A 22,125-nucleotide genomic window follows, 5' to 3' on the forward strand; every position below is an offset into this window, starting at 1 on the left:
GCGGACGTGCGTGCCACCGCAGAGCTCGCGGGAGTAGTCCCCGATGGAGACGACCCGGACCCGGTCGCTGTACTTCTCGCCGAACATGGCGATCGCGCCGGTCCGGCGCGCCTGGTCGATGTCCATGACCTCGGCGTGGACGTCGAGGTCCTCGGTCAGCACCTGGTTGATGGTCTCCTCCACGTCGGCGAGCACCGAGGGCGGTACCGCCGCGGCGGCGGAGAAGTCGAAGCGGAACCGGCCGGGGGAGTTCTCCGAGCCGGCCTGCGCGGCGGTCGGGCCGAGCGCGTCCCGCAGGGCCTGGTGGGTGAGGTGGGTGGCGCTGTGGGAGCGCGAGATCGCCGCCCGCCGGGCCGGGTCGATCTCCGCCTGGACGTCCGCGCCGAGGGTGACTTCCCCCGTGCGCACCCGGCCGCGGTGGACGATCAGCTCGGGCAGCGGCTTCTGCACGTCGAGGATCTCGATCTCGGTGCCGTCGGCGAGCCGGATGACACCGGCGTCGGCGAGCTGCCCACCGCCTTCGGCGTAGAACGGCGTCCGGTCGAGCACGATCTCGACGTCGTCACCCTGCGCGGCCTCCCGGGCCGCCGCGCCGCCGACCAGCAGCCCCCGTACGCGCGCCTCCTCGGCGCCGCTGTCGTATCCGGTGAACGCCGACGGGCCGGCCGCCGCCAGCACGTCCCGGTACGCCGAGGTGTCGACGTGGCCGGTCTTCTTCGCGCGGGCGTCGGCCTTGGCGCGCTGCCGCTGCTCGGTCATGAGCCGGCGGAAGCCCTCCTCGTCGACGGTCAGACCCGTCTCGGCCGCCATCTCCAGGGTGAGGTCGACCGGGAAGCCGTAGGTGTCGTGCAGCTGGAACACCCGCTCGCCGGGGATGACGCTGCCGCCGGCCTTCTTCGTCTCGCTCGCGGCCAGGTCGAAGATGGACGTGCCGGTGCGTAGCGTCTGGAGGAAGGCCGCCTCCTCGGCGGTGGCGACCGAGTCGATCCGGACGCGGTCGGTGACAAGCTCCGGATACTGCGGGCCCATCGCCTCGATGGTGGCCTCGACCATTTCGTGCATGGTCGCGTCATGGGCGCCGAGCAGGCGCATGTTGCGGATCGCGCGGCGCATCATCCGGCGCAGCACGTAGCCGCGCCCCTCGTTGCCGGGCAGCACCCCGTCACCGATGAGCATCACCGAGGTGCGCACGTGGTCGGCGACCACCCGCAGGGACACGTCCGAGCGGTGTTCGGCGCCGTAGCGGGCGCCGGTCAGTGCGGACGTCCGGTCGAGGATCACCCGTGAGGTGTCGATCTCGTAGAGGTTGTCGACGCCCTGCAGGATGGTCGCGAGCCGCTCCAGCCCGAGGCCGGTGTCGATGTTCCTCGAGGGCAGGTCACCGAGGATCGGGTAGTCCTTCTTCGAGGATCCCTCACCGCGGATGTACTGCATGAAGACGAGGTTCCAGATCTCCAGGTACCGCTCGCCGTTGACGGCGGGGCCGCCTTCGGCGCCGAACTCCGGCCCGCGGTCGTAGTTGATCTCCGAGCAGGGCCCGCACGGGCCCGGCACGCCCATCGACCAGAAGTTGTCCTCCATGCCGAGCCGCTGGATGCGGTCGGTGGGCACGCCGATCTTGGAGTGCCAGATGTCGGCCGCCTCGTCGTCGTCGAGGTACACCGTCACCCACAGCCGGTCCTCGGCCAGGCCGTAGCCGCCGTCGGCCACCGGGGTGGTCAGCAGCTCCCAGGCCAGCGGGATCACGGTCTCCTTGAAGTAGTCCCCGAAGGAGAAGTTCCCGCACATCTGGAAGAAGGAGCCGTGCCGGGTGGTACGGCCGACCTCCTCGATGTCGGTGGTCCGCACACATTTCTGGACGCTGGCGGCGCGGCTGTACGGCGGGGCGACCTCACCGAGGAAGTACGGCTTGAACGGGACCATCCCGGCGTTGACGAGCAGCAGGGTGGGGTCGTCCGCGATGAGGGATGCCGACGGGACGACCGTGTGGCCCCGGTCGGCAAAATAGCGCAGCCAGCGGCTCGCGATCTCAGCGGACTTCATTCCGACCTTCCTGCCCGGCGAACGACGCGCCATCGACGTTCCATCGGCGCGCGATGCGGATGCCGGGCGTGCCCGGCCAAACGCCGATGGCCCATCGTAGCCAGTCGAGCGGACAGGACACGATCGTCGGGCCGCCCGGCACACCGCGTGCGCCGGGCGGCCCCGCCCCGCTTCAGAGCTCGTCAGGCGTCGCCCCCGGACGGCGGCGACGGGCCGCGACCCGCAGGATCACACCGCCGCCGACAAGCGCCGCGGCGATCGCCGCCATCGCGCCGGTCTCCACGCCGGTAAAGGGCAGCCCACCGGTGCTGGGATACTCCTGGCCGGCCGGGCGGACCGGCTCCTGGCCGACGACCGCCGGGCCATCGCCCCCGGGCACGGGGGGCAGCACCACCGGGACGCCCACGCCACCGCCACCAGGCGCGGGCTCTTCCGTGTCGTCGCCACCGCTGTCACCACCGCCACCGCCACCACCGACACCGAAAGCGACGCCGACACCACCGGCGCCGCCGTCGGGGCTGCCCCAGCCGCCGACGGCCACCCCGACCCGCGGGTCACCGCCGTTCCCAGCAGCGGATGGAGCCCCGCCGGCGGAAGAACCGGCGGACGGGTCGGTCACGGTCACGGTCGCGGTCACCGTGCGCTGCGGCAGCCCGTCGAGCGCCGTTCCGCCGGACTCGGCCACGGCGTCTGGCAGCCCCGTCGGCAGCCCCTCTGGTAGTCCGAGGCCGGGATCAGCCGCGGACGGGCCGGTGCCGGTGACGACGTAGTCGCCGGGTGCAGTGAAGGCCGGCGGCCGCAGGCTGAAGCTGCCCTGGTCGTCGGCTGTTGCCGTGCCGACCGTGTTGTTGTTGACCCGTATGGTGATGGTGCCGCCCGGGGCGAAACCACCGCCGCCGAAGAGCACCGACTCGCCAACGGACACCGATCGCGCGCTGACCGTGGCGGCACCGAGTGGGCCGGGGCGGTCAGGATGATCGGGATGGTCAACGGACGGGCCGGCGTGTGTGGCGGCCGCCGACTCCACCGCCGTGCCCAGTGCCAGTCCGCCCCCCACGAGCAGCGCGACTGCGAACGTGCGAAACCTCATGGAAGCGCTCCCCCTGCCCGGATTCCGGACAAGCTTGTTGACGCATGAATACGAAGAGTATATTCACTATTGCTCTCCGTGTCCACAACATTGGGTGTCCAGTCGGTTTCGCCCGGCGGACGACGTCCTGGCCCGTCCTGTCACTGGCCGCGCTTACGCCGGTGGGAGCCGGCCGGCCGCGCGTTGAGCGTCAACGGTGTCGTCGCGTCGTCTGCCTGACTGTCGGTCAGCCTGCCGGTCAGGCTGTCGTCGGCCAGGTCCGCCGGGCGTTCGGTGGTCAGCTCGGTGCCGGCCGCGACCGCGGTCGTGCCACCGGCCCGACGGTGCTGGTCTCGGTGCTGCTCTCGAAGCTGCTCTCGAAGCTGGTCACGATCGCCGCGCGTGTTCGCCGTGGCGCTGTCGCGGCCGCCGACGGGATGGTCGTACGGTTGATGCTGTGCCGCGATCCTCAGTTCGGCCTGCGGACGATCGGTCCTTGGGCGGCCACCCCCCGGACGATCGGAGCGGGCCGCGGCCGGGATGAGCACCGGATGGTCCGCGAAGGCCCGGGGCGGGTCGGCCGGGGCATAACCGCCGTAGGCGTGATAGCCGTCGTAGGCGGCGTCCGGCCCCTTGACCGGGACCATGGTGAGAACGGCGCCCAGGATGCGGGCGTCGACCAGCCGCAGCGCGTCCGCGGCCCTGGCCACCTGCTCGCGCCGGGTCCGGCTGGCCCGCACGATCAGCACGGTGCCGTCGGTCTGGGCGGCGAGCACGGCCGCGTCGGTCACCGGGAGCAGCGGTGGCGTGTCGATCAGGACGAAGTCGAAACGGGCGGACAGCTCGCCGAGCAGGTCACTCATCCCCCGGGATCCGAGCAGTTCGCTGGGATTCGGCGGCAGCGGTCCGCTGGGCAGCACGTGCAGCCGGCCGTCGACGTCGCCCCAGGGCAGCAGCACGTCGTCGAGGCCGGCGGTGCCGATCAGCACGGAGGTCAGGCCGGCCGCCGTCTCTATCCCGAGACAGTCGCCAAAGGACGGCCTGCGCAGGTCGCCCTCGACCAGCGCCACCCGGGCGCCGGTCTGCGCGAGGGTGACGGCCAGGCGGCAGGTCGTCGTCGTCTTGCCCTCGTCGGGCATCGAGCTGGAGACCAGGATGGTGCGTGGCGGGGCGTCCACGTCAACGAAGCGCAGGTTGGTCCGCAGCTGCCGGAACGCCTCGGCGCTCGCCGAGTGCCCGCCCTCTGGCACGATCAGGGGGGACTGGGCGCCGGTCGCGTCGAAGGCGATCGTGCCCAGGGTCGCCAGCCCGCTCGCCGCGGTGATGTCGGCGGCCGTGGTGACCCTGGTGTCGAACCGGTGCCGGACCACCGCCGCGGCGACGCTGGCGAGCAGGCCGGCCAGCACGCCGAACGCAACAGCCCGCACGGGCTGCGGCGATATCGGCCTGGTCGGCGTCTTCGCCTTCTCCCACACGCTCACCCGGACCAGCGGCGCCTTGTCCGGGGACGGGCTCTCGATCTGCGCGATGGCCTGGGAGAAGACCTCACCGACCGTGTCGGCGATCAGCTGGGCGCGGTGGGGGTCGGTGTCGGTGACCACGGCACGCAGCAGGACGGTCTCGGGGACGGTCTGCGCCTGGATGCGGCCGCGCAGCCATTGCGGGCTCTCGTCGAGGTGCAGCTTGTCGACGACGGCCGCGGCGACCCGGTCGCTGGCCACCAGATCGGCGTAGGACTTGACCCGCTGCTGGGACAGCAGGCCGCCCTGGTAGGCCGCCGCGGCGCTGTCGGTCGTGTCCGACGACGAGACGACCATGGTCGTCACAGCGGCGTAGGCCGGCGTCTGACGCCACGAGACAGCCGCCGCGAACAGGCCGCCGAGCAGGACGCAGATCACGATGAGCGGCCAGCCCCGGCGCAGCGCTCTGACGTACTCCCGAAGTTCCACCAGCGGACCAACCCTCCCCCGGAGATGTACTCCGGTAACCATATCAACGCTCTGAGCAACCAACATACTCGATGTACATCTGTACAGTCACCATCCGTAGTTATTACTCTATGGAGCTATGCATGAACAGAAGGTCGTTGGCGAATCGGCGCCCGCACCGGTGACATCGGGCAGCCGGCTGCTGCGGGGCGGGCTGCGCCGGCACGTCGGACTGCAGATCGGACTCGACGCCGCCTGCCTGGTGACCGGGTTCGGCGCCGCCTACCTCGCCCGCTTCAGCGCGTCCCCGTTGACCAACGGCGAATTCTGGATGATCACAACGGTCGCGGTCTGCCTGCTGTACTTCGTCGGCACGGCTGGACACCTCTATCTGGGCCGCTACCGTTTCGGTGGCTTCGACGAGGTGCTGGCGCTGGTCTGCGCGGTCGCGTCGACGACGGTCGGAGCCGTCGTCGTCGACGTCGCCCTCGGCCGTTCCGAGCGGATGCCGGCCGAGATCCTCCCGCTGGCGGGCGCGGCCGGGCTCGTCCTGATGTTCGGCGTTCGCTACCTGTGGCGGCTGGCCGGGGAGCGCCGCCGCCGACGGCAACGGGCCGGCAGCGAGCCGATCATCGTCTTCGGCGCGGGTGAGGGCGCCGACCGGGTGCTGGCGTCGATGTCGGGCAGCCCGGACAGCCCCTACACGCCGGTGGCCCTGCTCGACGACGATCCGGGCACCTGGAACCTGGCGCTCGGCGGCGTGCGGGTACGCGGTGGGCGCGGGGCCATCGCCGCGGTCGCCCGCCAGACCGGCGCCCGCACCCTGCTGGTGGCCATCCCCAGCGCCGACGCCGCGCTGCTACGGGAGATCACCACTGTTGCCGAGGGCGCCGGCCTCGCCGTCAAGGTGCTCCCCCGCGTCGCGGACCTCATCGACGGGCGGGTCGGCGTCCACGACATCCGCGACCTCGACATCACCGACCTGCTGGGACGCTGTCAGATCCAGACCGACGTCGCCTCGGTGGCCGGCTACGTCACCGGCCGGCGGGTGCTCGTGACCGGGGCCGGCGGTTCGATCGGCTCGCAGCTGTGCCGGCAGCTGTACCCCTACCGCCCCCAGGAACTGGTCATGCTGGACCGGGACGAGTCCGCGTTGCGGGCGGTCCAGATATCCATCCACGGCCAGGCGGCCGCCGACGACGAGACGGTGGTGCTGTGCGACATCCGCGACGTCGAGGCCGTCAACGCCGTGTTCGCCCGGTACCGGCCGCAGGTGGTCTTCCACGCTGCCGCGCTGAAGCACCTGCCCCTGCTGGAACGCTTCCCCGGTGAGTCGGTGAAGACCAACGTGTGGGGGACGATGACCGTCCTGGACGCCGCCGTGTCGGTGGGCGTCGAACGGTTCGTCAACATCTCGACGGACAAGGCCGCGAACCCGACCAGCGTCCTGGGCTATTCCAAGCGGATCACCGAACGGCTGACCGCCGGGGTGTCCGCGGACGTCCGGACCGGGGTCTTCGTCAGCGTGCGGTTCGGCAACGTCCTGGGCAGCCAGGGTTCCGTGCTGCGGGTGTTCGCCAGCCAGCTGGCCGCGGGCGGGCCGCTGACAGTCACGCATCCGGATGTCACCCGCTACTTCATGACCGTCGAGGAGGCGGTGGAACTCGTCGTCCAGGCCGGCGCCCTGGGCGGCAACGGGGACGTCCTCGTCCTCGACATGGGCCGGCCGGTACGGATCGCCGACGTCGCCAGACGGCTGGCCGGGCGCGGCCCACGGCCGGTCGAGGTGGTCTACACCGGGCTCGGCCCCGGGGAGAAACTGCACGAGGATCTCTTCGACGACAACGAGCGCGACATCCGCCACCATCATCCCCTGATCTCGTACGTGTCCGCGCCGGCGATCGACCGGCAGCAGGTCCTCGCGCTCGCGCCCTGGGGGGATCCCGGGGCGCTGCGCACGACACTGCGCCAGCTGGCGAGGCCGCATCCGGCCCTGCCACACCCCGCCGAGCCGCATCCGCTGGAAACCCGGCAGCGGGAAACCCGGCCGCGCGCGGCGGAGACACCGAGCGTGGTCGGCAACGACCGGTGACCGATGCCTGCCGGCGCGCGCCGGCCGGGCGAGCGGATGAGGCGTTCGCCACTCGTGGGGGTATTCCAGTGGTTATGGTCATCGCGTGGATCGCTGGTTCAATCTCGTCGGCGCCGACAACGTCCGGGATCTCGGCGGACTACCGACCAGGGACGGAGCGTCGACCCGGCCGGGGCAACTGCTGCGCGGCGACACCGTCCAGGAGCTGACCAAGGACGATGTTGTTACGTTACGTAACAACTATGGTCTGCGTACGGTCATCGATCTGCGCGCCGAAGCGGAGATCGCCCGGGAGGGCCGCGGCCCGCTGGCGGCCGAGGCTGTCGCCTACCACAACCTGTCGTTCCTCCCCGGCGAGTTCGTGATGGCCGACGACCCGCGGTATCCCCTCATCGTCGCCGACCGCGCCTCGCAGGACCGGGTCGAGCACTACCTCGACTACCTGCGCGGGGCACCGGACGCGGTCGCCGGTGCCCTGCGGCTGCTCGCGGACCCCGGCCGCCTGCCGGCGCTGTTCCACTGCGCCGCGGGCAAGGACCGCACGGGCGTGCTGGCCGCCGTCGTGCTCGACATCGCCGGGGTCGAACGGGACGCGGTCATCGCCGACTATGTGGCGAGCAACGAGCGGATCGACCGGGTGGACCGCCGGCTGGCCAGGCGTCCCACCTACGACCGGGCCCGCAGCAGCGCCAGGACGGACGGCATGAGCTGCCGGCCGGAGGTCATCAGCCGCTTCCTCACCGCGCTCGACGACACCTGGGGCGGCGCGGCCGGGTGGGCCCGGCACGCCGGCGTGCCCGACGACGCGCTCCGCTCGTTGCGGGCCAACCTGACCGACTGAGCAGGGTGGCGGACATCCCATGCGAACTGCTGGCACCAACTGGTCTTACCGGGTCCATCCAGCTGACTGGACCACCCAGCACAATGGGGTGGTGGACGCGACACCGCCTTGTCGGCACCGCCGGCCCGACCAGCCCTGGCGGGTACGCGGTGCCTCCCGGCGGCAGCCGTCCCGCGGCGCCCCACAGATGCTGGTCCTGTTCGTGGCCGCGACCTGCCTGAGCACGGTCCTCACCGGCTGCGGGGAGGGTATTTCCCGATCCGCGTCGAAAGTTCCGCGCGACCTGATCCCCCTCTTCCAGAATGCCGCGACGGTCTACGGTGTCCTCACCGCGGCCCAGCTCGCGGCCCAGGCCCGGGTGGAGAGCAAGTTCAACCGTGACGCGGTGTCCCGCGCGGGTGCCCGCGGCATGATGCAGTTCCTGCCCGGCACCTGGGAACAGTTCGGTGTCGACGGCAATGCCGACGGCGCGGTCGACCCGCTGGATCCGGCGGACGCCATCTTCTCCGCCGCGCGTTACGACGCCCACCTGGCCCAACTCGTCCAGAAACTGCCCGGCGACCGTGTCTCGCTGATCCTGGCCGCCTATAATGCGGGGCCCGCGGCTGTCCGCGATGCCGGCGGAGTTCCCGATTTCGCCGAGACACGGGCATATGTCGCGAACGTCCACAACTGGACCAGCCGATTCAACAACCAGCTCTAGACACCTGCCGGCAGCTTCGTCCCCACACCGTCCGGAGCCCCGGAAAAATCGATGGAGAAAACAATGACCGACAATGGTGGGCGGTGACACGGCCGCTGCCGGACGCCGACGCCGCCCCGCAGCCCGCCGTCGACTCGGCACCCGCCGCGAACCCGGCGGCCACTGTCGACCCGGCAGTCGAGGACGTCATCCGGCGGATCGAGCGGTCCAGCGGCATGCTCGCCAGCCGCGCGGTGGCCCGCATGCACGAGGTCCTGCCCTGGTTCACGCCCATGTCGGCCCGGCACCGGGCCGACATCCAGTTGGTGGTGCAGGCCGGGATCTCCTCGTTCGTGGAGTGGTGCCGGCGTCCCCAGCACGCCCGGGAACTGTCCGGGGACGTGTTCCGGGTCGCTCCCCGTGACCTCGTCCGAGCCGTCACCTTCCGCCGCCTGGTCGAACTGGTACGGGTGGCGGTCGAGGCGATCGAGGCCGAAGTGCCCGCCCTGGCCGGCCCCGACCACGAGCAGCGGCTGCTCGCCGACGTGCTGCGCTACTCCCGTGACATCGCCTTCGCCGGCGCGGTCGTCTACGCCCGCGCCGCCGAGGAGCGGGGCGCGTGGGACGCCCGGCTGGAGGCGCTCGTCGTGGACCACGTCGTGCGCGGCGAGGTGGAGCGGGCGCTGCCGTCACGCGCGGCGGCGCTGGGCTGGCGCAATCCGCCGGCCGTCGCGGTGATCGTCGGGGACACCCCGGACCACTCCCCCGAGGTGGTCGTCGACCAGGTCCACCGCCTCGGGCGCGGGGCCGGTCTGGAGGTGCTCACCGGCGTCCACCACGAACGGCTGGTCGTCATCGTCGGTGGGGACTTCGTGGCCGGGTCCGCGCGGCGGCCGGCCCGGCCCGGTGGCGTCGGGTGCGGACGTGCCCTGCTCGACGCCGTCGACGCCCTGTTGCCGGCCTACGGGCCCGGGCCGGTCGTCATCGGCCCGGTCGCCGCCGACCTGGCCACGGCCGCCTCCTCGGCGCACGCGGCGCTGGCCGCGGCCGACGTGGTCATGGCGTGGCCGGCCGCCCCACGCCCGGTGACCGCGCAGGCGCTCCTGCCGGAACGAGCGCTCGCCGGCGACACCGGGGCCCGCCGCGCCCTGATCGAGGACGTGTACACGCCGCTGCGGGAAGCGGGGGCACCACTGCTGGCGACGGTGGGTGCCTACCTCGACTTCGGTGCCTCGCTGGAGGCCACGGCCCGCGCCCTGTACCTGCATCCCAACACGGTCCGTTACCGACTTCGCAAGGCAGCCGACGCGTGCGGGCTCGACCCGACGGACCACCGGGAACGGTTCACCCTGCACGTGGCGCTCATCCTGGGCCGGCTCGCCACGGTGTGACCACCGGCGGGCCGGTCGATCAGGCGATCGGCTGACCCGCCGGCCAGCCGGCCAGCCGGCCAGCCGATCGACCGGCCAGCCGCGGCCGTGATCGCCGGCTGTTCGCTGCCGTGACCGACCATGTTCGGTTCGGCGTTCGGTTCGGCGTTCAGCGCGGACTCACCGACGCCTGATCCGACGGGGCACGTTGCCATCACTTGTCGCCCCTGTCACCGAATTCCCCACCGGCCTGGCGATGGGCAATAAAGGTATGGGACGACCGAATCATTTTGTAGAGATCCCACAATGAGCCGACGGCACAACGGTGAGTGCCCGCCAGCGACAGCCGGTGGGCGGGAAGGGTTAGGTGGTCTGGTGCTCGCTATCCTCGCCCCAGGTCAAGGTGCCCAGACTCCCGGCCAGCTGAAACCCTGGCTTGAGATCGGCGGTGTCGAGTCCCGGTTGCGATGGTGGTCGGCGGCCGTCGGAATCGACCTTGTGGACGTCGGCCGTGACGGCTCCGCGGAGACGATCCGCGACACCGCCGTCGCACAGCCGTTGATCGTCGCGACCGGTCTTGTTGCCGCCGAACAACTTTCCCTTCCCCGGACGGGGAATCTTCTTGTCGCCGGACACAGTGTGGGGGAAATCACCGCTTCTGTCCTGGCCGGTGCTCTGGACGCTGAAAGCGCGCTGGTCTTCGTCGCATTGCGCGGCCGTGCCATGGCCGAGGCCGCGGGGCGCGTCCCCACCGGTATGACAGCGGTCGTCGGCGGCGATCCGGACGAGGTCACCGAGCATCTGCGCCGGCTGGACCTGACCGCGGCGAACCGCAACGGCGCCGGGCAGATCGTCGCGGCCGGCTCCCTCGAGGCGCTGGCCCGCCTCGCCGAGGAGCCGCCGCCGCGCGCCCGGCTGCGCCCACTTTCCGTAGCCGGCGCCTTCCACACCCACTTCATGCAACCCGCCAGCGACCAGCTCGCCGGGGTCGCCCCCGGACTGCGCCCGCGGACGCCTGTCGTGGCCCAGCTGTCCAACGCCGATGGTAATGTCATCGACAACGGTCCCGAGCTGGTCCAGCACCTTGCCGATCAGGTCGCCGCACCGGTGCGGTGGGACCTGTGCCTGGCCCGTATGCGTGATCTCGGGGTGACCGCCATCGTGGAACTACCACCCGCCGGGACGCTGGCAGGCATAGCCAAAAGGGAGCTCACCGGCGTGCAGATCCTTGCTGTGAAAACACCTGACGACCTGCCCGCGGCCCGTGAGCTGATCGCCCACCACACGGACGCGCCGAGCGGCGACGACCCGGATGGCGGCGGCGATCCGGCGGCAGGCTCCTCCACCGCAGCCGGGCTCGTGGGAGCGACGCGGTGAATGGCTCCCGGCTGATGGGGATCGGCACCTACCGTCCCGCCCGCCTGGTGACCAACGACGACCTGGCCAAGCGGGTCGCGACGTCCGACGAATGGGTCCGCTCGCGGACCGGCATCGCCACCCGCCGGATCGCCGACACCGACGAGACCATCGTCGCGATGGGATCCATGGCCGCGGAGAAGGCGCTCGCCGCAGCCGGCATCGACGCCGCCGAGCTCGACATGGTGCTGCTGGCGACCTGCACGAACCCGTCCCAGATCCCGGGCTCCGGGCCGCAGATCGCGCACCGGCTGGGCGCCGTGCGCGCCGGCGCGCTCGACATCAACGCCGGCTGTGCCGGGTTCGCGTACGCCCTGTCGGTGGCTTCGGACATGGTCCGGGTGGGAAGCGCCCAACACGTTCTGGTGGTGGCGGCCGAGCGGCTGTCGGACTATACCGACTGGGATGACCGCTCCACCTGCATCCTGCTCGCCGACGGCGCCGGAGCCGCGGTGGTCGGGCCCGCCCCGACCCGCGAGATCGGCCCGGCGGTCTGGGGCCACGACGGCGGGAAGGCCAGCGCCATCCGGGTGCCCGGATACGGCGACAACCTCTTCCGCATGGAAGGCCAGACGGTGTTCCGGTGGGCCATCACCCTGACCCCGACGGTCCGGCGCGCCTGCGAGCTCGCCGGTGTCGCACCGTCCGAGCTCGCCGGTGTCATCCCGCACCAGGCCAACCTGCGGATAATCGACGCGCTGGTGGCCGGTATCGGCGCCACGAACGCCGTGGTCGCCCGGGACGTGGTCGAATCCGGCAACACCTCGGCCGCCAGTATCCCGCTGGCATTCAGCCGGATTCTCGACGGCGGCCAGCTGCGGCCGGGCGACCCCGTCCTACTCTTCGGCTTCGGCGCCGGCCTGACCTACTGTGGTCAGGTCGTACGTTGCCCATAGGATTCATCTCATCGGCCGAGGACGACACGAGCCTGATTGTTCGCGTCTTCCGGCGGTCTTTGTCAAAACCAGTTGGAACCAGTTTGGCCGATGGTGGCGCGGGCAGATCCGCCCGCGTTGTCCGTGACGTCACGAAGGAACAGGAGGAATAATGTCACAGCCCGACGTCCTGGAGGGTCTCGCCGCGATTCTTGAGGAGGTCGCCGGAGTCGACCCGGCCGACGTCACCGCGGACAAGACGTTCATCGACGACCTGGACGTCGACTCGCTGTCCATGGTCGAGGTCGTCGTCGCCGCCGAGGAGAAGTTCGACGTCAAGATCCCTGACGGGGACGTCAAGAGCCTCAAGACCGTCGGCGACGCGGTGTCCTACATCCAGCGGGCGGGTGTCGCCGCGTGACCGCCACCCCCAGGCAGGTCGTCGTCACCGGCCTCGGGGCAACCACCCCTCTCGGCGGCGACGTCGCCTCCACGTGGGAGGGTCTGCTCGCGGGCCGTTCCGGTGTGCGTCGGCTGACCGACGAGTGGGTCGAGCAGCTTCCGGTTCACATCGCCGCGCCCGTCGCGGTGGAACCCCCGCTGGAGCGGCTGGAGGCACGCACTCTCGACCGCGTGCAGCAGCTGGCTCTGGTGGCCGCCCGGGAGGCGTGGGCCGACGCCGGGACGCCCGAGGTCGACCCCGAACGGCTCGCCGCGGTGGTCGGCTCCGGCATCGGCGGGGTGCTGACCCTGCTCAACCAGTACGACGTACTGCGCGAGCGGGGCCCGCGCCGGGTCTCCCCACACGTGGTGCCGATGCTCATGCCCAACGGTCCGGCCGCGACCGTGGGGCTGGCCTTCACCGCCCGGGCCGGGGTGCACGCCCCGGTCAGCGCGTGCGCGTCGGGCGCGGAGGCCATCGGCTACGCCCTGGACATGATCCGGGCCGGCCGGGCGGACGTGGCCATCACCGGCGGGTCGGAGGCGGCGATCCACCCGCTGCCGCTCGCCGGATTCGCCCAGATGCAGGCCCTGTCCCGGCGTAACGACGCCCCGCAGGCGGCATCCCGGCCGTTCGACAAGGGACGCGACGGGTTCATCCTCGGGGAGGGCGCCGGCGCCCTCGTCCTGGAGTCCGCCGAGCACGCCGCAGCCCGCGGCGCGCGGGTGTACGCCACCCTGGCCGGGTCCGGGACCAGCGCAGACGCCTACCACGTGACCGCCCCCGAGCCCAGCGGCGCCGGCGCCGCCCGGGCCGTGCGTGCGGCGCTGCGCTCCGGGGGGCTGACCGCGTCCGACCTCGTGCACATCAACGCCCACGGCACCTCCACACCCATCGGGGACGTCGCCGAGGCCCACGCGCTGCGGGCCGCGCTCGGGGACGCCCTGGACAGGGTGGCGGTGACCTCCACCAAGTCCATGACCGGGCATCTGCTCGGGGCGGCCGGGGCCGTCGAGGCGGTGATAGCCGTCCTCACCCTGCGGGACAAGATCGTGCCGGCCACCCGTAACCTCGACGCCCTCGACGACGAGATCGACCTCGACGTGGTGTCCATCGACAACCGTTCCATCCTCGCGGGCGCGGTCCTGTCGAACTCGTTCGGTTTCGGCGGGCACGACGTCTGTCTCGCCTTCACTCCCTGAGCACGCTCCCTGATCGCACCTCCTGAGCGCACCTCCTGACCGACTGCCGGGCCACCCCCGGCGGCCTGCCGGCACCCTGACGGGAACAACGCGTCCCACCACTGGTTCCCGGACCCGGCATCCATCCCGCCGGTGATTCCGTCCAGCCAGTTCGTGTCCTGTTCAGTCAGTTCGTTCAGTCAGTTCGTTCAGCTGGATATTCATGGCGAACACCCGGTACCGACCGTCGCAGCCGGCCGACGTGCGGTCGGTGGCCGGGTGCTCCCGTGCGCGAGTGTTCGGTTCTCCTGGTTCCAGATTTTCTGCTCTGATTTCTTTACCCACTTTTTTCCATACCTGCTTTTCTCATGCCCACAACCAGCGGATCATATGGCCCGACCGCTGTCCACAGACATAAACAACGGGAAATTACGGGTGACTGCGACAGAAAACCGTGAGGACCCGTCCGGTCGCAAACGGGAACGATGATCCGATGAGCCCGCGGGCCACGGCACGGCCCCGGCCCGCGGGCGCTCGCCTGCTCTCGTCACTGACCCAGGGATCCCAAGGAGATAAACGGTGAGTCTCTCCACGCTCGAACGCACCGACCCGCGTGCTCCGTCGGCCCGGCTGGCCCAGTTCTTCGACCCCGACACCTTCGAGCCCTTCACCACCACGGACACCTCCGGTGTGCTGGCGGGAACGGGCACCGTCGAGGGCAGCCCGGTGGTGGCCTTCGCCACCGACGCGGCCATCCAGGGCGGAGCGATGGGACGCGAGGGCTGCACGCGGATCGTCGACGCCATCGAGGCGGCGGCCCGCCTGCGCCGCCCGGTAGTCGGGATCTGGCATTCCGGCGGGGCCCGGCTGCGGGAGGGAGTGGCCTCCCTCGACGGGGTCGGCCGGGTGTTCGCGGCCACGGTCCGCAGCTCCGGGCGCATCCCCCAGATCTCCCTGGTGCTCGGCGCCGCCGCCGGCGGTGCCGCCTACGGCCCCGCGCTGACCGACATCGTCGTGATGGGCCCGGCCGCCAAGGTCTTCGTCACCGGCCCCGACGTCGTACGGACGGTGACCGGTGAGGACTGCACCGCCGACAGCCTGGGCGGGCCCGACGTGCACGCGCGCCGCAGCGGGGTCGTCGCCGTCACCTGCGACTCCGACGAGGCCGCCGTCGCCCGGACCCGCCAGTTGTGCGTGCTGCTCGGCGAGCAGGGCAGCATCGGCACGGTCCAGGCCCGCGAACTCGGTGACCTGCTGCCGGAGTCCCCGCGCCGCGCCTACGACGTACGCCCACTGGTGGCGGGCATCCTCGACGACGACGTGGTCGAACTGCACCCCCGCTGGGCGCCGAACATCGTCACCGCCCTGGGCCGGCTCGGCGGCCGGACGGTGGGCGTGGTGGCCAACAACCCGCTGCGCCGCGGCGGCTGCCTGGACGCCACGTCCGCGGAGAAGGCGTCCCGCTTCGTGCGGATGTGCGACTCCTTCGGCGTACCGCTGGTCGTCCTGGTCGACGTCCCCGGCTATCTGCCCGGTGTGGGCCAGGAATGGGAGGGCGTGGTCCGGCGCGGCGCGAAGCTGCTGTACGCGTTCGCCGAGTGCACCGTGCCCCGGGTCACCGTTGTCACCCGCAAGGCCTACGGTGGCGCCTACGTCGCCATGAACTCGCACAGCCTGGGCGCGACGGCCGTGTTCGCCTGGTCGACCGCGGAGGTGGCGGTGATGGGCGCCGAGGCCGCCGTCGGGATCCTCCACCGGCGCGAGCTGGCCGAGGTCCCGACCCAGCGCCGTCCGGAGGTGGTCGCCGAGCTTGCCGCCGAGCACGTGCGCGCGGTCGGCGGGATCGACCGTGCGGTGGAGCTGGGCGTCGTGGACGCCGTGGTCACCCCAGCGGCCACCAGGGCGGCGATCGCCCAGGCCATCGCCGCCGCCCCGGCGGGTGCCGCGGGCCACGGCAACATCCCGCTGTAGCGATGGTCACTGCTGCGCCCGTTGTCCCGGCTGTTCCGGCCCCGCCGCCGGGACGGCAGGCGCGGCGTCCAACGCCTCTCGGATGACGTCCGCGACCTGGTCGGCCTCCAGCAGGAACGCGTCGTGCCCGTACAGCGACCGGATCACCGCGAGCCGGCCGGCCAGGGCGGGCACCCGTGCCATCTCGGCGATCTCACGCTGGAGGTACAGCGGGTAGAGCCGGTCGGAGTCGACGCCGGCCACCGCGATCGGCACCGGGCAGCGTGCCAGCGCCGCGGCCGCCCCACCCCGGCCACGGCCGGCGTCCTGGGTCATCATCGCCCGGGTCAGGGTCACGTAGCTGCCGGCGTCGAACCGGCGGACGAGCTTGTCCGCGTGGTGCTCGACGTAGGACTCGGCCTCGAAACGACCGTCGGGCCGCACCCGGTTGCCGAAGCGGCCGGCGAGCTCCCGCTCGCTGCGGTAGCTGACCTGGGCCATCCGGCGGGCCAGCCCCATCCCCGCGTGGGGGCCGGCACCGGCGGGCCGGTGGTGGTAGTCCCCGCCGCGCCAGCCGGGGTCGGCGGTGATCGCCGCGATCTGGGTGGAGTAGAGGGCGATCTGCTCGGCGGTCGCGGCCGCCCCGCAGGCGACGACCACCGCCCTGGCGACGCGGTCGGGATAGCGCAGCGCCCACTCCAGGGAGCGCATCCCCCCCATCGACCCGCCGACCACACCGGCGAAGCGCCGGATCCCGAGCGCGTCGGCCAGCAGCGCCTCCACCAGCACCTGGTCACCGATGGTGATCTGCGGCCAGCGGCTGCCCCAGGGCCGGCCGTCCGCGGCGGTCGAGGACGGGCCGGTCGTCCCCTGGCAGCCGCCCAGGACGTTCGGGCACACGACGAAGTAGCGTTCGGTGTCCAGCGGCCGGCCCGGACCGATCATCGCGTCCCACCAGCCACGGCTGACGTGCCCCGGGCCGGCCGGACCGGCGGCGTGGCTGTCACCGGTCAGCGCGTGCAGGACCAGCAGGGCGTTGGACGCCGTCGGGTCGAGCCGCCCCCAGGCCTCATAGGCCACTGTCACGCCGGGTAGCGACGCCCCACTCTCCAGTTCGACCGGGCCGGGCAGCTCGACGAACCGGCGCGCCCCGGCCGGGTCACGCCCGGCCCGCCACGCGCCGGAGACGGGGCGGCAGGCGGTCGCCCACCGCCCCGTCCGGGCTACTGTCAGCCCTTGGCGGCACGGAAGCCGGCGTCGAGGTCCGCGAGGATGTCGTCGATGCCCTCGATTCCGACGGAGAGGCGGACGAGGTCGGGGGTCACCCCGGTGCTCGCCTGCTCGGTTTCGGTGAGCTGCGAGTGCGTCGTGGTGGCCGGGTGGATGATCAGCGAACGTACGTCGCCGACGTTGGCCAGATGGCTGAACAGCTCCACGCCCTCGACGAACTTCCGGCCCGCCTCAGCACCGCCGACGATCCCGAACGACAGGATCGCGCCGGCACCCTTCGGCAGCACCCGCTGGGCCCGGTCGTACCACCTCGACGACTCAAGCCCCGGGTAGTTGACCCAGCTCACCTCGTCCCGCGCCTGGAGCCACTCGGCCACCCGCTGGGCGTTGGCACTGTGCCGCTCGATCCGCAGCGACAGCGTCTCCAGGCCCTGCAGCAGGAGGAACGAGTTGAACGGCGAGATCGCCGCGCCGATGTCGCGCAGCAGCTGGACGCGCGCCTTGGCGATGAAGGAGCCGTGGCCGAGGACGTCCCAGTAGACCAGCCCGTGGTAGCTCGGGTCGGGCGTGGTGAAGTTCGCGAACCGGCCCGACGCGCCGAAGTCGAACCGCCCGCCGTCGACGATCACGCCGCCGATCGTGGTGCCGTGGCCGCCGATGAACTTCGTCGCCGAGTGCACGACGATGTCGGCGCCGTGTTCGAACGGCCGGTAGAGGTAGGGCGTGGCCAGGGTGTTGTCGACGATGAGCGGGATACCGGCGGCGTGCGCGACCTCGGCGATCCCGGCGGTGTCGAGCACGTCCCCCTTGGGGTTGCCGATCGTCTCGCCGTAGAACGCCCGGGTGTTCGGGGCGATCGCGGCGCGCCAGGCGTCGAGGTCATCCGGGTCCTCGACGAAGCTGACCTGGATGCCCAGCTTGGGCAGGGTGTAGTGGAACAGGTTGTACGTGCCGCCGTACAGGCTCGCCGAGGTCACTATATGGTCGCCGGCCTCGGCCAGGTTCAGGATCGCCAGGGTCTCGGCCGCCTGGCCCGAGGACAGTGCGAGCGCTCCCACGCCCCCCTCGAGCGCGGTGATCCGCTGCTCGAAGACGTCCTGCGTGGGGTTCCCGATCCGGGTGTAGATGTTGCCGGTCTCACCGAGGGCGAACAGCGCGGCGGCGTGGTCGGTGTCCCGGAAGACATAGCTCGTCGTCTGGTAGATCGGGACGGCGCGGGCGCCGGTCGTCGGATCCGGCTGGGCACCGGCGTGGATCTGGCGGGTCTCGAACGACCAGCTCTCTACTGACATGGAACGTGATCCTCCCCGGAAATGGGCGGCGGCGCCGGACAGGCCGCGTTAGCACTCATACCGGGACGGACGCGACCGCCGGGTCACGGCCACATGGATTTCGAACATCACCAACGGCCGTCAGACGGGACAACAGACCTCGTCCACAAAGACCTCGTCCACAAAGACCTCGTCCACAAAGACCTCGTCCACAAAGACCTTGTCCACGAAGGTCTTGTCCACGAACAGGCGCGCCGGGCACTCCCGCATGTCGCACGACATGACTAACCAGGAGCGCACATTTCGGACTCTAGCACCCACCAGCGGGCCTCGTCCCCGGGAAGGGTGTCTCCCGGGGATCCTGCCGGTGGCCCGGCCCACGCGCACCGCGCGACCCGCGGCCGCCCGCCTCGACAGCGCGTACCAGCTCAGGCCGACGCGGTGGCGGCCGACGGGCCCTCGGACGCCGGGGTGGCCGCGGCCTTGCCGGTGAGGTCCGGCAGCCGCAGCTGCTCGACGCGCTGGCCACGGTGCGCCAGCACCGCGCTGGAGTGGTACTCCTCGGCGAGGGAGAGGAAGTCCGGCTCGTGGTAGCGGCGCCCGTCCACGGTGGGGCCGGGCGTGCCCTCCATGATCGCTTCCACGTCCTCACCGGTGATGGTCTTGTTCGTCTCCAGCGCGTGGGTGACCGCGAGGATCTCCCGGCGGTTGGCCTCCAGGATCGTCTCGGTGCGCGCGTAGAGCTCCTGCAGCTTGGCCTCCACCTCCGCGACGAACGTGCCGCCGAGGTAGCCCGGGCTGCTGCCCGAGTAGGCCGGGTTGCTGCCCAGTCCGGAGGCCAGCGCGGGGCGCGACGTGAGCGTGGTGCCCATGGCGTGCCGCCCGATGCTGCGGGCGACCAGCTCGGTGGCGGCGTGCAGGTCCCCGCCGACGCCCTGGGTGTGGTCGCCCTCGAAGAACATCCGCTCACCCACGATGGAGGCGAGGAAGGTCATCACGTCGATCTCGACCTCGGAGCGCCAGTCGACGAACCTGTCCTCCAGCGGCACCGGGGCCACGAAGCCGCCAGTGTCCCCCCGGCGCTCGATGGTCGCCATGTCGATCGCCATGTGCTTCTGCAGCCGGTACATGACCACCGCGTGGCAGGCCTCGTGCAGGGCGACGCTGTGCCGCTCCCGCTCGACGTACTCGTGGTCGTCGGGCAGGCCGTGTTCCTTGATTGCCTTGGCCTTGAGCAGGTCCGGCCAGGTGACGACCTCCCGGCCCGACTTGATCGCCTGGATCAGCGCCTCGTTGACCATGTCCTTGATGCTCGCGCCGGTGGCGTACGGGCTCATCACGGCGAGCCGGTCCACCTGTTCGGGCGCCACGTCATGGCGGACCTTGGACAGGTAGCCCTGGAAGGTCCGTACCCGGCCCTCCTTGCTGGGGTAGCCGACCTTGTAGATGCGGTCGATACGGCCGGGCCGCAGCAGCGCCTCGTCCAGGGACTGCGGCATGTTGGTCGCCATCATGATCATAATGCGGTACTTCGGCGGCGGCTTCGGCCGCATCCCCAGGGCACGGCGGACGACCCGGTTGAGGAAGCCGCGGGGCTTCTTCAGACCCGACATCTCGGTCAGCAGCGCCTGCAGCGTCCCGTCGAAACTCGACTGGCCACCACCACCGCCGCCGGGGACGACGAACTGGGCCTCGGCGAGCTGCCGGCGGCTGCCGTGGCTGGCATAGGCCAGCCCGTTGCACGAGGAGTGCGCCAAGCCGCCAGGCCCGAAGACGGGGGTGCCGCCAGGCCCGAAGGCGGGGGTGCCGGGCCCGAAGACGGGGATGTCGGTCAGGCCTGCCGGAGCCGCCCGCCCGAAGTCGCCGGCGAGCTGACCACGGTTGCCCAGGGTGTCGGCCTCGTCGAAGAAGACGATCACACCGCCGTAGCGGAGAGCCAGCTTGCGCAGCTTGCGGAAGAGGCTCTTGACCTTCATCACGCCGACGCCGAAGAACATCGCCCGGAACGCCCCGGGGTCGACGAAGACGTAGGGCTTGCCGGTCTCACCGGCGACCGCCTCCGCGATCAGGGTCTTGCCGGTACCCGGCGGGCCCCACAGCAGGATGCCACCCGGCACGTAACCGCCACGGCTTTCGATCTCCTCGGGCTTCTCCAGGTGGAAGACCACCTCCTTGACCCGGGACAGGACGTGGTCCTGACCCCAGACGTCGGTGAACCGGGTCTTGATGTCCTCCGGGAAGTAGACGTCCACACCGCCGCGGGAGAGAAACCAGAAGATCGCTACGAACTGGCCGACGGCGAGCATCATGAACAGGACGAGCTGGAGCACGAACGGGACCGCGTCCCAGATGTCACCGGGGAGGGTGACGAGGGCGTTGAAGATCGAGTCGTTGCGGATCCGGGCGTAGACGAAGGCAGCGACCGCGAGGGTCACCACCCACTTCAGGGCCCGGCTCAGCCGGTAGCGGTTCCAGTCGTTGAACCGCAGCAGGCGGCGCTCGAAACGGCCGAAGACCCGGTCGGTCCAGAACACGTAGTAGGCCGACGAGCGTTCGCCGATGAACATGTGCACCTGGCGGACGATCTCGATCGCGAACAACGCGACCAGCCACCAGCTCGTCGACACCTGCTCGCGCAGGGCGTCGGAGAAGGCCATGATCGGGTTGTCCGACATGGCCGCGGCCACCACGAACCCGAACAGCGCCGCGATCAGAACAAGGAACTTCACCCTGTCCCACAGGGCCAGCCGCCTGCGCACCGGCCCCGACGGCCGCGGCGGAGGGTCGGCGGGAGCGATCTGGAACGGCTGCACGGGCGGCTGCACAGGCTGCTGCGAGGACGAGGTCTGATTCATGGTCTTCAATCTCAGGTGATCGGCTTGATCGTGAACGATGTCTGAACCTGGTTGATCTGCGCACCGTGCTTGTCGTAGCACCAGGCGGAACAGGCGAACACGAGTTGGTAGAGCATCGTCTGATCCCGGTCGAAAAGACTGGTCTGGTCGATGGTGACCAGACCGCTGTCCACCCGGAGCTGGTAGATCAGATGGATACCGTGCACACCGCCGTCCTTGCGGACGGCCTCGTCGGTCAGTAGCAGGAAGTGCGGCGCCAGCCGGGCCCCCTCGGGATCCCGCCGGATCTCCTCGGCCTGCTCCCGCTCGGCGTCGTCGATGGGGATGAGCAGGTTACGCAGGTCGTTGGTGGACAGCGTGGCCGCTTCCTCCGGCAGGAGCTGGCGGACCTGGACGAACCCCTTCGGCTCCTGGGCGTCCGGGAGCAGGAGGTTCTTGTCGTCGAACTTCGCCGCCGCGTCGATCCCCACCACCCACTCGCGGGAGGCGAGCACCCGGGCCGCCTCGGGCGAGACGTTGCGGGCGTCTATCCCGACGAAGGCCGGGCCGAGCATGGGCTGGTGCTGCCAGGAGCTGGGGATCTTGAGAAACGTGCCCGCGTCCTTGTTCGTCACGTACTCGTAGCGACCGGAGCCGCACCCGGCGAGAACGACGATGGCCGCCAGGAGCGCGGACACGACAGGCATGGCGCGTCCCAGCGGCGTACGACTTCCCCTGCCCACGGCCGACCTCCAGAATGTAGTGAGGCTGAGCCTATGGTGCAGCACAGCGCGCCAACGTGACACCTTGTCCGGGAAAGCAGTGCGCACGCGTCGGCATCGACACCGGGGCAACACGCCCCGATCCCTCCTGACCCCGTCCTCAGGCCTCCCGCCATGCT

General features: G+C 71.1%; 17 protein-coding genes. 9 read left to right on the forward strand and 8 right to left on the reverse strand.

The annotated features are described in order from the left end of the window. The 3 genes from alaS to CM1CMNOD_RS16520 form a co-directional block, all read right to left on the reverse strand. Window positions 1-2,043 (reverse strand): alanine--tRNA ligase (alaS, locus tag CM1CMNOD_RS16510; protein WP_131774074.1); only part of this gene is annotated, 2,043 nt, incomplete at its 3' end. 172 nt (window positions 2,044-2,215) lie between these two features. Continuing rightward, on the reverse strand, window positions 2,216-3,133 hold the full coding sequence (locus CM1CMNOD_RS16515) for a hypothetical protein (RefSeq protein ID WP_013874725.1): 918 nt from the start codon (window positions 3,131-3,133) through the stop codon (window positions 2,216-2,218). Between the two features lie 140 nt (window positions 3,134-3,273). After that, the gene (locus CM1CMNOD_RS16520; protein ID WP_013874726.1) at window positions 3,274-5,061 is read right to left on the reverse strand and encodes a polysaccharide biosynthesis tyrosine autokinase; all 1,788 of its coding nucleotides are present in this window, start codon (window positions 5,059-5,061) and stop codon (window positions 3,274-3,276) included. Window positions 5,062-5,179: 118 nt separating this feature from the next. Here CM1CMNOD_RS16520 and CM1CMNOD_RS16525 point away from each other — a divergent pair, with 118 nt between their 5' ends. The 9 genes from CM1CMNOD_RS16525 (at window position 5,180) to CM1CMNOD_RS16565 (ending at window position 15,910) form a co-directional block, all read left to right on the forward strand. Then, on the forward strand, window positions 5,180-7,132 hold the full coding sequence (locus CM1CMNOD_RS16525) for a nucleoside-diphosphate sugar epimerase/dehydratase (RefSeq protein ID WP_013874727.1): 1,953 nt from the start codon (window positions 5,180-5,182) through the stop codon (window positions 7,130-7,132). A gap of 85 nt (window positions 7,133-7,217) precedes the next feature. Beyond that, window positions 7,218-7,973 (forward strand): tyrosine-protein phosphatase, encoded by a 756-nt coding sequence (locus CM1CMNOD_RS16530; protein ID WP_013874728.1) that lies wholly within the window; start codon window positions 7,218-7,220, stop codon window positions 7,971-7,973. Between the two features lie 187 nt (window positions 7,974-8,160). Then, window positions 8,161-8,676, forward strand: coding sequence for a lytic transglycosylase domain-containing protein (locus tag CM1CMNOD_RS16535; RefSeq protein WP_131772777.1), 516 nt, complete (start codon window positions 8,161-8,163; stop codon window positions 8,674-8,676). 83 nt (window positions 8,677-8,759) lie between these two features. Further along, entirely contained in the window at window positions 8,760-10,046 is a 1,287-nt protein-coding gene (locus tag CM1CMNOD_RS16540) for a PucR family transcriptional regulator (protein WP_013874730.1), read from the forward strand. A 354-nt stretch (window positions 10,047-10,400) separates the two neighbouring features. Then, on the forward strand, window positions 10,401-11,402 hold the full coding sequence (locus CM1CMNOD_RS16545) for an ACP S-malonyltransferase (RefSeq protein ID WP_013874731.1): 1,002 nt from the start codon (window positions 10,401-10,403) through the stop codon (window positions 11,400-11,402). Beyond that, the gene (locus CM1CMNOD_RS16550) at window positions 11,399-12,337 is read left to right on the forward strand and encodes a beta-ketoacyl-ACP synthase III (RefSeq protein ID WP_013874732.1); all 939 of its coding nucleotides are present in this window, start codon (window positions 11,399-11,401) and stop codon (window positions 12,335-12,337) included. Before CM1CMNOD_RS16545 ends, CM1CMNOD_RS16550 begins: the two co-directional genes overlap by 4 nt. A 151-nt stretch (window positions 12,338-12,488) precedes the next feature. After that, window positions 12,489-12,737, forward strand: a complete 249-nt coding sequence (locus tag CM1CMNOD_RS16555) for an acyl carrier protein (RefSeq protein ID WP_013874733.1) — start codon at window positions 12,489-12,491, stop codon at window positions 12,735-12,737. After that, complete coding sequence (fabF, locus tag CM1CMNOD_RS16560) at window positions 12,734-13,960, forward strand: beta-ketoacyl-ACP synthase II (protein WP_013874734.1); 1,227 nt, start codon at window positions 12,734-12,736, stop codon at window positions 13,958-13,960. Before CM1CMNOD_RS16555 ends, fabF begins: the two co-directional genes overlap by 4 nt. Window positions 13,961-14,518: 558 nt before the next feature. Beyond that, on the forward strand, window positions 14,519-15,910 hold the full coding sequence (locus CM1CMNOD_RS16565; RefSeq protein ID WP_013874735.1) for an acyl-CoA carboxylase subunit beta: 1,392 nt from the start codon (window positions 14,519-14,521) through the stop codon (window positions 15,908-15,910). A gap of 6 nt (window positions 15,911-15,916) precedes the next feature. Here the strand turns inward: CM1CMNOD_RS16565 and metX are convergent, their stop codons facing one another. From metX to CM1CMNOD_RS16590, 5 genes are all read right to left on the reverse strand, one after another. After that, window positions 15,917-17,122 (reverse strand): homoserine O-acetyltransferase MetX, encoded by a 1,206-nt coding sequence (gene metX / locus CM1CMNOD_RS16570; RefSeq protein ID WP_013874736.1) that lies wholly within the window; start codon window positions 17,120-17,122, stop codon window positions 15,917-15,919. Further along, window positions 17,119-18,411, reverse strand: coding sequence for a bifunctional o-acetylhomoserine/o-acetylserine sulfhydrylase (locus CM1CMNOD_RS16575; RefSeq protein ID WP_013874737.1), 1,293 nt, complete (start codon window positions 18,409-18,411; stop codon window positions 17,119-17,121). The genes metX and CM1CMNOD_RS16575 overlap by 4 nt, the downstream gene beginning before the upstream one ends. A gap of 120 nt (window positions 18,412-18,531) precedes the next feature. Next, window positions 18,532-18,711: a hypothetical protein gene (locus tag CM1CMNOD_RS16580; protein ID WP_131774075.1), complete on the reverse strand. Its 180-nt coding sequence runs from the start codon at window positions 18,709-18,711 to the stop codon at window positions 18,532-18,534. A 107-nt stretch (window positions 18,712-18,818) separates the two neighbouring features. Then, window positions 18,819-21,245, reverse strand: a complete 2,427-nt coding sequence (locus tag CM1CMNOD_RS16585) for an AAA family ATPase (protein WP_013874739.1) — start codon at window positions 21,243-21,245, stop codon at window positions 18,819-18,821. An 11-nt stretch (window positions 21,246-21,256) separates the two neighbouring features. Continuing rightward, window positions 21,257-21,931, reverse strand: a complete 675-nt coding sequence (locus tag CM1CMNOD_RS16590) for a hypothetical protein (RefSeq protein ID WP_043603944.1) — start codon at window positions 21,929-21,931, stop codon at window positions 21,257-21,259. Window positions 21,932-22,125: the final 194 nt, after the last annotated feature.

This window comes from Protofrankia symbiont of Coriaria myrtifolia, from assembly GCF_900634755.1.
GTDB lineage: Bacteria > Actinomycetota > Actinomycetes > Frankiales > Frankiaceae > Protofrankia > Protofrankia coriariae.